Source organism: Streptomyces sp. MMG1533, from assembly GCF_001279775.1.
GTDB lineage: Bacteria > Actinomycetota > Actinomycetes > Streptomycetales > Streptomycetaceae > Streptomyces.
In genome coordinates, this window is the sequence record NZ_LGDG01000039.1 from 1 (window position 1) to 13,911 (window position 13,911).

The following is a 13,911-nucleotide window of genomic DNA, read 5'->3' on the forward strand; positions in this document are numbered from 1 at the left end:
CGCCCCCCGCCGCCCCCGGCCCCGAGCCGCAACCCGCCCCCGGCGCCACCCCGCCCCAGGCTCCTCCGCTGATCTCCCGGGCCGCCGCCGAACTGGTCGGCACGGCGGCGCTCGTCACGGTGGTGGTCGGCTCGGGCATCCAGGCCACCGAGCTGACCCAGGACGTCGGCCTGCAGCTGCTGGCCAACTCCCTCGCCACCGTCTTCGGCCTCGGCGTCCTGATCACCCTGCTCGGCCCCGTCTCGGGCGCCCACTTCAACCCCGCGGTCACCCTGGCCGAGTGGTGGACCGCCCGCCGCGGCGGCCCCGGCGTCACCCTGCGCGAGGTCGCCGTCTACGTCCCGGCGCAGGTCGTCGGTGCGATCGCGGGCGCCGTCCTGGCCGACGCGATGTTCGGCGAGCCGCTGGTGAAGTGGTCCACCCACGACCGCTCGGCGGGTCATCTGCTGCTCGGTGAGGTCGTCGCGACGGCCGGCCTGATCCTGCTGATCTTCGGCCTGGCCCGCACCGACCGCCTGCGCTTCGCCCCCGTCGCGGTCGCCTCGTACATCGGCGCCGCGTACTGGTTCACCTCGTCCACGTCCTTCGCCAACCCGGCGGTGACGGTCGGCCGCGCCTTCAGCGACACCTTCGCGGGCATCGCACCGGGTTCGGTCCCGGCGTTCGTCGGCATGCAACTTGTCGGCGCGGTGGTGGGGCTGGCCCTGGTCGCGCTCGTCTTCATGCGCGGACGATCGGCCGAATGAGGCACCGGATGTAGGTGGTCGGGTGGTCGGGTGGTCGGGTGGCCAAGGGGTCACGTGGCCAGAAGGTCAGGTGGCCAGGGGTCAGGTGGTCGGCTGCTCGCGATCGCCGAGCCCCCGCTCAAGCTCGTCCTGATCGAAGGCGCCCCGGGCGAGGTGACCCGGCTGGACCACCTCGGCGTCGAGGTCGAGAGCACCGAGGTCGTCCGCGCCGCCACCACCCGCCTGAGCGAGGCGGGCCTGGCCACGGTCGAGGAGAACGACACCACCTGCTGCCACGCCCTCCAGGACAAGGTCTGGGTCCACGGCCCCGGTCGGGAACCCTGGGAGGTGTACGTCGTCAAGGCCGACGCCGACTCCCTCGCCAAGCAACAGGGCAGCACCTGCTGCGCCGACCCGGCCACGGCCGACACCGGCTCGGAGGAACCGGCCGCCGAGAGCAGCTGCTGCAACGCCGGATATCGGTGATTCGCAACGGCTCTCCGGCCCTTCCCCCGTCCTCGGGGTAGGCGTGCGCGCCGTCGCTGCCCATCCGGCAGGTCCTCGGCGCGGCCGGGAGCGCAGCAGTCGGGCCGGTCGGTGGTCACGATTGAGCTTGCCGAGGCGCTCCAGGCTGCTGAACAGCCCGCCGACCCCACCCTCGATGTCGTCGAACACCGACCGTCCTCAGGCCGCGAGAACCTTGGCCTTGGCCTGCTCGTACTCGGCGGCCGTGAGGTCGCCGTGGTTCTTGAGCTCGGCGAGCCGCGCCAGTTCATCGGCGTGACCGGTGGGCCCTGCGGTCTCGCGGATGTAGGAGCGGACCTGCTGCTCCTGCTGCTGGGCCTGCCGCAGCGCACGCTCGCCCATCCCCCGGCCCCGCGCGATCAGATACACGAAGACGCCGAGGAAGGGCAGCACGACGACGAAGACGGTCCAGCCGGACTTCCCCCAGCCGCTCATGCCGTCGTCACGGAAGATGTCGCCGATGACGCGGAAGAGCATCATGAACCAGAGGACCCAGAGGAAGACCCACATCGTGGTCCAGAACACGTTCAGCAGTGGATAGTCCGCAGCGAGGTCGAGTGTTGTGCCGTTCATGGTCGGTCTCCTGTCGGTCGGGACGTGAGCCTGGGGCGCCGTAGTCACCGTCGTGCTTTCCGATCCCGCGTCCAGCATGTGGCGGCTCTTCGCCCCGCCGCCTCACCCCGCACGGGTGAAGACCTGGTCATCCGGACGCGCGGGGGCTCCTCGGCCGGCTCCTGGTCGACGGTCCGCTCGTTCCCGGTCCTCCCGCTCCAGGTCGACGAACGGTTCTCCGCCGACGTCCACGGCCACCCGGTGCAGGGTTCCGCCGTTCCGCCGTTGAACGCCCACGGGCGAGCCCCGGGATGGTCGTCGGTGACGGCCTCCCCGCCGTCGCGGCCGACGTTCGAGGCGGGGCGGGGCGCCGCCTCACTTCTCGGGACTTCCCGGGCTGGTGCGGGGGACCGAGCCCGTGGCGCGCGCGGCTCTCGGTGCGGGTGTGCCCTCGCGCAGGTCGCGGGTGGTGGCCGCGGTCCTCTCGTGCCAGCGGCCGTACCGCTCGGCGAGCGCCACGGCGGAGACACCGTGCAGGAGGACGCTGAGGCCGACGGTGATCGCGACCACGCTGCCCAGCAGTTCCGTCCCGTGGACCTGTTCCTCCACCACGAGCAGGGCCAGCACCACGGACGCGAGACCGCGTGGCCCGAACCACCCGACATACGCCACCGTAGGGGGCCGCAGCCCGCTCCCGGCGAGCGCGAGAGCCACCGGCAGCATCCTGACGACGGTGAGACTGAGCACCGCGTAAAGGACGATCCGCCAGTTCAGGTGCTCCAGTGTGGGACCCAGCAGCACCGCCCCGAAGACCAGCAGGCTGATGGACGCGAGGAGTCCGCCGAGAGTCTCGGCGAACTCGGCTGTGCTGTCCGGATCTTCCTGTTCACGGCCGGTCCGGTAACGGCGCAGGGCGAACCCGAAGGCGAATCCGGCGACCCAGGCGGCGATGAAGCCGCTGCCGTCCGTCACGACGGCGAGTTCGTACGACGCTGCCGCGACGGCGAGCAGGTAGACATGCCGCCACTCGCGCGTGACCCATCCCCTGGCCCGGGACCACTGCAGCAGCCGGCCTCCGAGCCCGCCGACGAGAAGACCCAGCGCGGTGCTCAGCACGAGTGCGCGCCAGAAGACACCCGACACGCCCTCGTCCGCATAGTGCGTGCCGGGGATGGCTGCCAGGAACAGCACGAAGAAGGGCAGCACCATGCCGTCGTTCAGGCCGCTTTCGACATTCAGTCCGTGACGTACGAGCGCCGGGACGCGGGGACTGGACATGGCGGTTTTGCCGAGGGCGGCGTCGGTGGGGGCGAGGACGGCGCCGACGAGTGCGAGTTCCCACACCGTCAGTCCCGGCAGCAACGGCCAGGCGAGCAGCCAGCCCGCCCCGATACTCAGCGGCAGTCCGATGCCCAGCAGGCGGCTCGGCAGGTAGCCGCCGGTCACCAGGTCCCGTCTGCGGACCGCCATGGCATCGGTGAACAGTACGAGCGTCAGGGTGGCCTCGAGAAGCGCGATGATCGGTGCGGCGTCGTGCTCCAGGTCGACGATGCCCAGCACGGCCGGCCCGAGGAGGATCCCGGAGCCGACGAACACGATCGGCGACGACAGCGGCGTAGAGGACAGCCGACGCGAGCCCAGCACGTACGCCGCCGTGACGCCCGCCACCGCCACACCGGTCCAGGCGCCACCGCTCATGTTCCGGCCCTCCGGATCCACGGCCGTCGGTTGCGATGCGACCCGAGCACTTCCACGCTAGGTCAGCACCATCACCACGGCGACCGGGGGAGCGGTGGCCGGTGCGGGCCTTACGGGACTCGGACGACGGCGGGCACGTTCATGCTCATGTTCCTCGCCGCGCTGCAGGACATCCCCCTCGACTTCGTCCGCGGCGGCACGGCAGGCGCGACCAAGGGATAGCCGGGCGGGGTACCCGAAATCCGTTGTGATGAATGCCCGGGCGGCGTGGACCACGCGCCCCCTCCGACAGGACCGAGCCACATGAACAACCCACCCCCCGCGAACGACGTCACGAACGACGTCACGAACGACGTGACGCACGCCCCCGCGAACGACTCCTGGTGGCGCACCGCGGCCATCTACCAGGTGTACCTACGCAGCTTCGCCGACGGCGACGGTGACGGTGACGGAACCGGCGACATCGCCGGCCTCCGCTCCCGCCTGCAGTACCTGGCCCATCTCGGTGTCGACGCGATCTGGATCAACCCCTGGTATCCGTCCCCGCTGGCCGACGGCGGCTACGACGTCTCCGACTTCCGCGACATCCACCCCACCTACGGCACCCTCGACGAGGCCCGGAAGCTGATCGCCGAGGCCCACGAGCTGGGCCTGCGAGTGATCCTGGACATCGTCCCGAACCATGTCTCCGACCAACACGTCTGGTTCCAGGAGGCGTTGGCGGCGGCGCCCGCCTCACCGGCACGGGAGCGGTTCATCTTCCGCGAGGGGAGAGGGGAGGACGGCAGCGAGCCCCCCAACGACTGGCACGCGGCCTTCGGCGGCCCCACCTGGACCCGCACGCCGGACGGCCAGTGGTACCTGCACCTCTTCGCCCCCGAACAGCCCGACCTCAACTGGGACAACGCCGAGGTCCGGGCCGAGTTCGAGTCGATCCTGCGCTTCTGGTTCGACCTGGGCGTCGACGGCTTCCGCATCGACGTCGCCCACGGCATGGTCAAGGACCCGGCCCTCCCGGACCTCGGCCTGACGGAGTTCTCCGTCGTCGCCGGCGAGGGCCAGGAGAACCACCCGCACTGGGACCGCGACGGCCTCCACGACATCTTCCGCAGCTGGCGGGCCATCGCCGACAGCTACCCCGACCCCCGCGTCTTCGTCGCCGAGGCTCACGTCCGCCCCGGCCGCATGCCCGACTACCTCCGCCCCGACGAACTCCACACCGCCTTCAACTTCGACTTCCTCAAGTGCGCCTTGGAGGCCGACAAGCTGCGTGAGGTGATCGACCGCACGATCACCGATCTGGCGAAGGTCGGCGCCCCGGCCACCTGGGTCCTCTCCAACCACGACGAAGCCCGCCCCGTCACCCGCTACGGCCGCGCCCACACCGGCATCACGACCCCGATGCGCGACCAGGGCCACCCCACCGACCTCGCCCTCGGCACCCGCCGAGCCCGAGCGGCGGCCCTGCTCATGCTGGCCCTGCCCGGAGGCGCGTACATCTACCAGGGCGAGGAACTCGGCCTGTACGAGGTCGAAGACCTCCCCGAGTCGGCGCTTCAGGACCCCACCTGGGAACGCTCCGGCCACACGATCCGAGGCCGCGACGGTTGCCGCGTCCCCCTTCCCTGGACCGGTGACACCCCGCCCTTCGGCTTCAGCATTTCCGTGTCCGCCAAGCCCTGGCTCCCCCAGCCCGACGACTGGAAGTTCTACACCGCCGAGGCCAACCAGGCCGACCGCACCTCCATGCTCCAGCTCTACCGCTCCGCGCTGCGCCTGCGCCGCACCGACCCCAACCTGCGGGGCGAGGAGTTCCGCTGGCTGGACAGCCCGGCCGGCACGCTCCTCTTCGAACGCGGTAACGGCTTGCTGTGCGCGGTCAACCTCTCCGGCCAACCGATCCCACTCCCGGGCGCCGGCAGCCCCCTCCTCGCCTCAGGACTGTTGAGCAGGGACGGACTGCTGCCGCCGGACACCACGGTCCTGCTGCCGCCGGACACCACGGCCCTGCTGCAGCTGGACTGACTGACACACGGCGACGGGATCACCTCGGCCGACCTCCCCCGCGCGCCCAGTCGCGCCAGAATCCGCCAGGGCCTGTCCGGTGTTCATTCCCCGCCGACCGGACAGGCCCTGGTCCGATGGCGGGAGGCCGAATGCACCTCCGGGCGCCCGGGGAGCAACCGGCGCCCACGAAAAAGGGCGAGGCCCGAAGACCCCGCCCGCTACCACCAGAATCACAGCTCAGGGCCACACCAGGCAGTACGGCTGATGCCCAGCCTCATGCAACCGGTGCGAGAAGTCCTGCCACTCGTGCAGCAAGTGGGGGCGGCGGGGCGCTGACCTGGGGTTTCTTGGTGAAATGTGCGTTGACCTGCGGAAACTCTCCTCGGCAGTTCTCACGGGTCAACGCCGTTTCCCAGGCTCATGTGCCCTGGATGTGCCCGCGCAGACTGCTGCTCTTGCAGAGAGCCTGCGGCCAGGGCTCGTGTCTCAAGTCAGTATGTTGCCGGCCAGGGTCCTGTTCGGCGCAAGTTCCTCGCCTTCGCAGAAGTCCTTGCCAGAAAGTGCCGCCGGTTGGAGAGCACCTCTCCCGTCGTACTGATCTACGGGCTTGCTCCCGCGGCCTGTTGCTGGTCAGTAGTTGATGAGTTTGACGTGAGACGAAGGCAAAACAAGCCACCGTCCGTGATGAACCCCACTACGCCTTCGCTAATGACTGTGATCCTTTGGATCGCCACGCCGAGATGTACTTGGCACAGCAGATGTTCTGAGCCTACCTCCACCAACAAGACGGTGCCATCGGTCGTGCATACGATCGCGGCACCGCGCTTTTCGACTGTTGTGAGTGTGAGGTGGGTGACCTGTTGAGTCTGCGGCAGCTTCCAACTCCACTCAAGTGAATCATCCAGGATGGAGTGGACGTTGATCCAGCCGGCCTGGTCCACCCATCCGGCGACTGGTGATCCGTTCCACAGCGCCAGGTCGTGGGTGTACGACCAGTCGTAAGGATTTGCTGCGAGAGGAACGCCGGGGTGATCGGTGGAGCTGAATTGGAATCTTGTGAGCTGATCGAAGTCTGGCAGTCTGAAGATTCTGATGGCCCGCTCTTTGATATCCACCACCGAGAGCAGTGTGTTCCCTTCCAAGGCCAGTGTCCTGAGGGTCAGGCACCGGGAAACATCTACCTGCCCCTCAGAGACCCCGCGGAGGTTCCAAGCAGTGAGCTTGTCGGAGGATAGGCCGATGAGCAGAGGGAGTCCGTCGAATGACGTGATTTGCATCTCTATTACCGGTCTGAGGAAGCCGCCACCCAAGCGGACGCTGCGGGACGAATTCCCTTCGAAGACCCGAACCCAGTGCAGAGCCCGCCATTGCCGTAGCCATCGGTATGCGACGACCGGCGTTCCCGGCGCACCACAGTAGGACATGTCCTGCAGACGTATCTCTTCCAGGAGTCCGCACTCGAAGACTGAGATCACCTGCCCAGAGGCTGGATCGACCAGGCAGGGTGGCTTGGTCGAGTCGCACCGCACCAGGGCGGGTTTACCGGAGATTTCTCCCGTGACCAGGTGGGCATGCCTGGCGTCGACAGCATCGGATCGGCGTTCCCTCGGCCCTTCCTCCATTTCCAGAGGCAGGGCCCTGATGTGGACCGAACTACCCTCCGTGCGCCACGTCAGAAGATCTGCGTGCATCGAGTCGGAGGGAATCACCGTAACCTGAGCCGATGTGGACAACTCCGTGCCGAGCCAGTTGGTCTCTTTGCCAGCGGTATTCGTCACGCTGACAAATGAGGATTTGGCCCACACGCGGTATGAATCATCATCCGTCATCACTAGCGCTGAGGGCCCCATACCGCGACGGTAAAACCATTCCGTCAAGTTCCCTCGTCGGATGACTACTTGTGCGCGCCCGGTGATCCGAGGCCGGCCCTCCGACGACACGAGGATGCGACCTCGGCGTACGGCCATCGCCGCCACGTTCCTACCCCTCAAGCGGTAATGCCGCTCGTCGCGGACCCTCCATCCCTGCCCCGGATCCACGGTCCAGGTTGCAAGCTCCGCACGGCCCGACAACCGGGGCGTCGTCCTTCCCACCCCTACAGCCGCGGCCACGACCAGCCGGCCGTCATGTACCCCCATCGCCAGGTGCTGCGGATGGCGTAGGCCGGAGACCAGGGCCGTAGCGGAGTCACGCGGACGGCGTGCCATATTGGAGGTTCGCATCCGAGAGGTGAGCCGGGCCAGGACGGAACCTGTGCTTGCGTCGATCAGTTGTACGGTTCCGTCGGTTGCCATGAGTCCGATCACGCAAGTGCCCTCGACTTCGGCTAGCGCGCACTGTGCTGCTTTGGTCTTTACGGGCAAACCCAGTCGGTGACGTGTCCGGACATCGAACACCTCGACACTGCTCTCCCACTCGTTGCTGTGGCCGGAGTGGACGAGTAGCCACGATGCGCGTGTCTCTGCGCAGGACGCGAGTGCCAGGACACGGGATGAGGCCGGAGGAGGTAACTGCCCGAGGTGCACTCCTGTGTCGAAATCCCACAGCTCGAGCCGACCCGAAGCTTGGGCTGTGGCCAGCACCTTCGTACCGGAAACGTCCAGGACCTCGGCGCCCCTCAAGGGGGTAGTGAATGAGCCGATGGCCCGGAAGGGGAAGGGACGTCTCGGTACCTCGGCCCACAGCGTGTCCCAGGGGAGATCGGAGAAGCGTAGTCGTACTGCCTCGGCAAGGGCATTTGCGCCGGACTGTACTGCGGCAAGACGTAGTTGGGCTGCTGGCGATGTGGCCGCGTCGTCTGCCAGCACGGGCGAACAGCGCTCGTACGCGGCGCGGGCGGCCTGCGCCTCGGCACTTCGTACATGCCGCAGTGCCCTGTGTAGAGCCGAAGGCTCGGCTACTAGCAAATAGGCCGGATCGAGGACAAGGTCGTCGAGCAGCGCGTGACCTGCAGCATGGCTGGCAAGATGCGCACGCACGTACGGATCTGCGTGGGACCACGCGTATGACTGGGTCCCAGGGACGCTCGATATTGTCGCCAATAGTGCGGCAGCGATACGTTCGCCTGCGTCAGGCCCGATTGCGGCCCGAAGTTCTTCTGCGTATGACTCGTGATAAAGGCGGTAGACGGAGCGTGCCTGGCCATCCGGGCCGACGTCTTGGTCTTCGACGATGTGTGCACTTGCCGAGTCCAGGATCCAGCGGATGTCTTGGCCCGTGACCTCGTCCCCAGTGAAGGCGGAAGCGGTTGCGCGCCAGATATCGCCTGCGGGGAGCCCGGAGCCCTCGGCGTGGGCCAGGGCTGTCAGAAGGGCACGGCCCCGGACCTCGCGGGCTTGCAACTGTTCGTGTAGCGCCCAGCGGAATGCGGGGCCCGCTGAACCGTTCGGGAGCGTGCTAAGCCTAGGGAGTTCCTCCTCCCAGCCGGGAACGCTTGCGTCGACCGGCCGTGCGCGGTGGGCGAGTGGTCGGGCGATAAGGCGGGCGACCAGGTAGTTTCGGTTGGCGCGTGATGAGATGGCGCAGGCCACCGGTTTCGCCGTGGCCGCAGTATAGACGCCGACGCTGCCTGGGCCGTCGGGAGCAAGGAGTAGCCGATGTGCGTATTCTTCGATGTCCCGCTCTCCGGTCCAGCGTGGCTCATCAAGGTCCAGGCAGGTAAACGCACGGCCAAGGGCATCTCGCATATGTGGCCGGGCGCCCACGAGAAGGCGGACACAGGGAAGTTGGGAGAGCGGGCCAAGCAGGGCTGCAGCAATGCGGTGGGGCTCCGTATCGCCAGTTGCCGTCCCAGCCTCATCAAGGGCATCGATGACAATGACCAGGGGTTCGGTTCGGCTGGAGAGCGCGGCAATGAGTCGTTCCGGATCGGTCTCGGCTAGGCCAGCCGCGTCGGCAATGCCTGCGGTGATGTCTTCGAGGAGCTTGTGCCGCGCGTGTAGTGCTGCGTGCACGCGCTGCCGGGGCGGCGTTGTACTGTCATCGATGTCTGGCAGCGTCGCCCGCAGCAAGGGATCAGCGAGAAGTATTAGGCGTCCGAGGAGCGAGGATTTGCCGACCCCGCCTCGTCCGGTAACCAGCGAGCAGCGGCCAAGCTGTCGCGACCGGTTATCCAGCCAGCCGGTCAGTTCAGTCAGTGCTGCAAGACGCCCGGTGAAGTAGGAGCCCGTGATCCCTGCGTAGGCATCCGTGCCGCGGCCGCGGGGTTCAAAGTGCGTGATTAGTTCTTCGCGGCGTCGGCGTCCTTCTGAGCTGACCCAAGTACGTTGTTCGGCGAGGTCCATACCCTCGTCCGGAACATCCGGGGTGTAGCGAGGGTTAGGGATAAAGGAGAAGCCTTCACCAGTCGGCAACGTTCCCAAAGCGGCATGCTGATACGGGCTGTGCTCGGCGAGGACTTCGTTGACCCGGTCTACGACTTGCTCCAGATAGAGCTTGGGCTGGCGGTGCCCACCTAGGTCTGGATCACTGATCGCCGTCCGTAGGGCGTACGTAAAGGCGCCATCTTCGGCTAGTTCATGTGAGCGGGTGGCCGCGATTACGGAGAATGCAGTGAGCCGGTGCTCGTCGGCAGCGCTGGTCGTGCTTAACCGGACGCCGAGATCCCTGGCCAGTGCGCGTGCGGCGTCAACGCTGCCCTGCCCGGCGTAACAAGTGTCGATTATCAGTAAGAGACGCTGAATCCCACTCTCGCTGATGATCCGAACTACATCCTCGCTGGCCAGGGCGGTACCGGCAAGGCGGTCACTTCGACTGTCCCGGCACAGCAGGTAGTGGCGTTGGTGATCACGGTCCCCGTGGCCGCTGTAGTAAAGAACCAGAGCATCGTCTGTCCGGTCCTCAGCCCCGGCCCAGCCGGAGAGTCCTGAGCGGAAGCCCTCACATGTCTTGTCCAACAGCTGGTGCCCGGTTTCGTAGCCGAGCAATGCGAAAACATTGCTGACGACATCCATATCCGTGCGCACTCGTGGGAGCTCTGGATGATGGTCGTAACGTGCTGTGCCGCCGACTAGTAGTGTACGCCGCACCGCGCCTGGTCCAACTTGGATCATGGGGCCATCCGCAGACCCTCGGAGATTACTTCACCTGTCTCTGCAGCGGTGAGATGAGGCTCGATGGCGTGGGCCTGCCAACCGTTGTCGATGAGGACATCTCGAACGACGTTCTCGCCGTCGTTGAAGAGCGGGGCTAGACGTTTGTTGAGGGCGACGACGTCGTGTCGATCGCACAGATTGGTCCAGGCTCTTACGTTGCCTGGCCAACTTCCCCTGCCCAACTGTGGCTCAGGCAGCAAGCGTTCGAAGACGAGGTTCGGAATACCCAAGGGCGAGCCGAGGGTGACGAAAGTGTGGATCGGCCACTCTGGATGGGCGCACAGTGCTTCGTAGGCGACGATTGAACCGAGGGAGTGGCCGACGATCACACGGGTGTCTGCTGTGACTGCGGCGGCTATCTCCGCTTGCACGCGCTCACGGACATTGGGCGTCGTGAGATAAAGACGGAGCTGCTTGAGTATGCCGATGAGGAAGCGATCAGCAGCGCGTGCAAGGAAGCGGGAGCGGCTGAGCGCGTACAGAGCACGCTGCACAGTCTGCGGTGTCGTCGCCTTACTGGTTCCTGTTGCAGCCAGAGGTGGTACCCGGTCCGGCTCGATGCGATGTGCCTCCGCCCACCAGCGGAGGAGGAGATCAATTTCGAACGGCTCGGTCACATCACGATGTGTGTAGGCCAAGTCTCCCTTGGTTGGTGCTGTACCCGGCGATCGGAACAGGTGACCATAGAAGGCGACGCGGACGTTGTCCGGCTTCACCTCGGTGACCCCGGCGCGGTGCAGTCCGTCCAGGAGTGCAGCAGAGACCGAGCCGTGCAGGGAGTTAGAGCCTGTGTACTGCTTCCCTATGCCATGCACAACAACGATCGCGGACATCGATTCCCCCAGGTTCCGATTCCGCGATCGTACCCGCCAGCGGGACAGCAGATGACGGAGCTCCCCTGCGGGGTTCCTTCACGGGCGGTAGACGGCGTGGTCGTTGATGAGCTGCTCGTCGCGGGAGGCGGTGGGATCAACCTCAGCGGGGTCCTCGCTGTCGAACAATGCCATGAGGCTGTCGTGCTCGGTGATTCGGTAAACCTGGGTGCACCGCACAGTGCGCGGGCGGCCACATCCCTCTCAACGGCTTCGCCGCAGGTTGCTTCAGGCCAAGACAAGAGCGCGGAAGGCGTTGCGGACGTTGGTCAAGGGCTGGCGTTCGCGGGTGTAGTAGAGCTTGTTGGTCAGCAGTACTGCCCACCGTCCTTGCTCGGGTGAGATCCACAAGCCGGTGCCGGTGAAGCCGTAGTGGACCCAGATGTCCTCAGCGGGGTGCGTGCCAGGGGCGGGGTGCCAGAACAGGCCGCGCACTGGTTCCAGGGTGCCGGTCTGGACGGTCAGTGACTGCCTGGTCCAGTCGGAACCAAATCCGGCTCGCCCCAGGCTGGTTGAGGTGTCCAGCATGTAGCGCAGGAAGACGGCGAGGTCGTCGAGGACGGTGAAGGCGCCGGCGATCCCGCACACTCCGCCCAGGAGGCGGGCGGAGAAGTCGTGGGCGACGCCCTTGAGGTGGGTGTCGGTGTCCTGGTCGAGTTCGGTCGGTGCGCACCGCGTGGTGATCTCGGCGGGCAGGGGTCCGAAGCGGGTGGAGTGCATGCCCAGCGGCTGCCAGGTCCGTTCCGTGGCGAGCTCGTCGAGGCGTCGCCCGGAGAGGTATTCGGCGAGGTATCCGAGGATGAGGGCGGCTCGGTCGGTGTACTCGACGGCCTCGCCGGGCGGGCGGTGCAGGGCCTCGTGGAGGACTCCGTCGCGGATGTCCTGGGGGTCGGTGCCGTAGAGGTTCTTGAGCTGCGCGCGGAGCGGTGCGCCGGCCGTGTGGGTCAGCAAATGGCGGGCGGTCACGGCGCCGAGTGGGTGGCCGTCGACTTCGGACCAGAAGTCACCGAGCGGGGTGTCGAGGTCGAGCTTGCCTTCCTCCCACAGGGCTCCGATGGAGGACCACACGGCGAGGATCTTGGTGAGGCTGGCGGTGTCGAAGACGGTGTCAAGCTGCATCGGCACGTTCGGCTCGTTGGGGTCTAGGACCCCGGTGGCGCCGTGGGCGCGGGTGCCGGTGGCGTCACCGACTGCCCATACGGCGCCGGGGTAGACCTTGTCGCGGACGCCTTCGTTCAGGAGGGCTTCGATGCGGTCGGTGCTGTACGTCATGGTCTCCCTGTTCGCCGTGGGCAACCCGCCGGATCAGCGTAGTGACGCGGGCGGCACCATCTGGGCAATGGCGTGTCGGACGTCGGCTGCGGGGCCAGATCGGTGTGCGTCTCAGGTGAGCTGGCAGCCAAGGTCGGCCAGGGCCTGGGCGGTAGTGGTGAGGGGGTAGCGGGCGGCGTTCGCGTAGCCCGCCTGTCGCAGGGCGGGCAGCAGGCCGGGGGCGGTCCGTAGGCGGTCGAGGTCGCGGGCGAGTGCGGCGGAATGGGTGAAGTCGGTGGCCACTCCGGACGCGGCGACGACTTCGTTGAGGCCGGGCACGGGTTGGTACAGGACAGGCAGACCGCATGCTTGGGCCTCCAGCGCGACCAGGCCCATGGCTTCCAGGGTGGTGGACGGCATGACCAGGACGTCGTGCTCGGCGAAGGCTTTCCACAGCTGTGGACGGCGGAGCCAGCCGAGGTACCGGGCTCGCACTCCGGTCCGCTGGAGGAGCGGGGCCAAGGCGTGGAACTGGGCTCTGGGGGCGGCGATGCTCAGCTCGATTCCCGGAATGGGCGCCAGGCCCGTGATCAGGTGCTCTGCGCCCTTCTCGGCGGTCAGCCTGCCTGCGTAGAGCAGTCGTAGGTGGCTGGTGGAGGTGCGGGCGGGCCGCGTCGGCGGATCGGTGAGCAGATGGTCGGGGATGCCCCATGGAATGCGGACGATCTTGCGGCGGTCGATCTGCGGGGCGAGCTTGAGAAGGCGGTCGGCCATCGCGCCGGTGGGGACGACGATCGCGTCGGCGGCCCTCGCCGTCTCGCGGAGGACTTGGAGCTGGTCGCGGTGGGCCTCGGCGAAGATCAGGTCGGTGCCGTGGACCAAGGCGATCCTTGGGTGGGCCGGCAGAGCCCGGAGCAGGGCGGGCGTGGCGCCGAAGGTGAGGTGCTGCAGGTGCAGTACCCCGATCTGGGCTGGATCGATCGCGGTCACCAGCGCCCGGCGCAGGGCTGCGACGTAGCGGCTGAAGGCGGCGCCCTCCAGGCACTTGCCGACGACCGTCAGTAGGTCGATCTCGGCGGGGGGGGGGGGGTTGGGGGGGGGGGGGGGCCGCATTAAGGCGCGGGGGGGGGGGGGGGGGGGGGGGGGGGGGGGCAGGGCGGGGAGGAAGGGGAGGGGGGGGCGGGGGGG

9 protein-coding genes are annotated in these 13,911 nt (G+C 67.5%); 3 read left to right on the plus strand and 6 right to left on the minus strand.

The features are described from left to right. Both ADK57_RS06990 and ADK57_RS06995 read left to right on the plus strand, forming a co-directional pair. Positions 1-746 (plus strand): aquaporin (locus tag ADK57_RS06990; protein ID WP_053748477.1); only part of this gene is annotated, 746 nt, incomplete at its 5' end. Between the two features lie 54 nt (positions 747-800). Next, complete coding sequence (locus ADK57_RS06995) at positions 801-1,211, plus strand: ArsI/CadI family heavy metal resistance metalloenzyme (RefSeq protein WP_234390018.1); 411 nt, start codon at positions 801-803, stop codon at positions 1,209-1,211. A 198-nt stretch (positions 1,212-1,409) separates the two neighbouring features. Here ADK57_RS06995 and ADK57_RS07000 read toward each other — a convergent pair whose 3' ends face one another. Both ADK57_RS07000 and ADK57_RS07005 read right to left on the minus strand, forming a co-directional pair. Then, positions 1,410-1,823, minus strand: coding sequence for an SHOCT domain-containing protein (locus ADK57_RS07000; RefSeq protein WP_053748478.1), 414 nt, complete (start codon positions 1,821-1,823; stop codon positions 1,410-1,412). Positions 1,824-2,177: 354 nt separating this feature from the next. Beyond that, entirely contained in the window at positions 2,178-3,500 is a 1,323-nt protein-coding gene (locus ADK57_RS07005) for a cation:proton antiporter (protein WP_078972998.1), read from the minus strand. Between the two features lie 303 nt (positions 3,501-3,803). Between ADK57_RS07005 and ADK57_RS07010 the strand changes: the two genes are divergently transcribed. Next, a complete protein-coding gene (locus ADK57_RS07010) occupies positions 3,804-5,525 on the plus strand; it encodes a glycoside hydrolase family 13 protein (RefSeq protein ID WP_078972999.1) in 1,722 nt (573 codons plus the stop codon). Between the two features lie 581 nt (positions 5,526-6,106). On the opposite strand, the gene ADK57_RS47015 is transcribed toward ADK57_RS07010, so the two are convergent. The 4 genes from ADK57_RS47015 to ADK57_RS07025 form a co-directional block, all read right to left on the minus strand. Further along, the gene (locus ADK57_RS47015; protein WP_078973000.1) at positions 6,107-10,558 is read right to left on the minus strand and encodes a caspase family protein; all 4,452 of its coding nucleotides are present in this window, start codon (positions 10,556-10,558) and stop codon (positions 6,107-6,109) included. After that, positions 10,555-11,433, minus strand: a complete 879-nt coding sequence (locus ADK57_RS47020) for a hypothetical protein (protein ID WP_199830494.1) — start codon at positions 11,431-11,433, stop codon at positions 10,555-10,557. Before ADK57_RS47020 ends, ADK57_RS47015 begins: the two co-directional genes overlap by 4 nt. 267 nt (positions 11,434-11,700) lie before the next feature. Next, on the minus strand, positions 11,701-12,744 hold the full coding sequence (locus ADK57_RS07020; RefSeq protein WP_053748480.1) for a serine hydrolase domain-containing protein: 1,044 nt from the start codon (positions 12,742-12,744) through the stop codon (positions 11,701-11,703). Between the two features lie 111 nt (positions 12,745-12,855). Further along, on the minus strand, positions 12,856-13,911 hold a 1,056-nt coding region (locus tag ADK57_RS07025; RefSeq protein WP_420711846.1), incomplete at its 5' end, for a glycosyltransferase family 4 protein.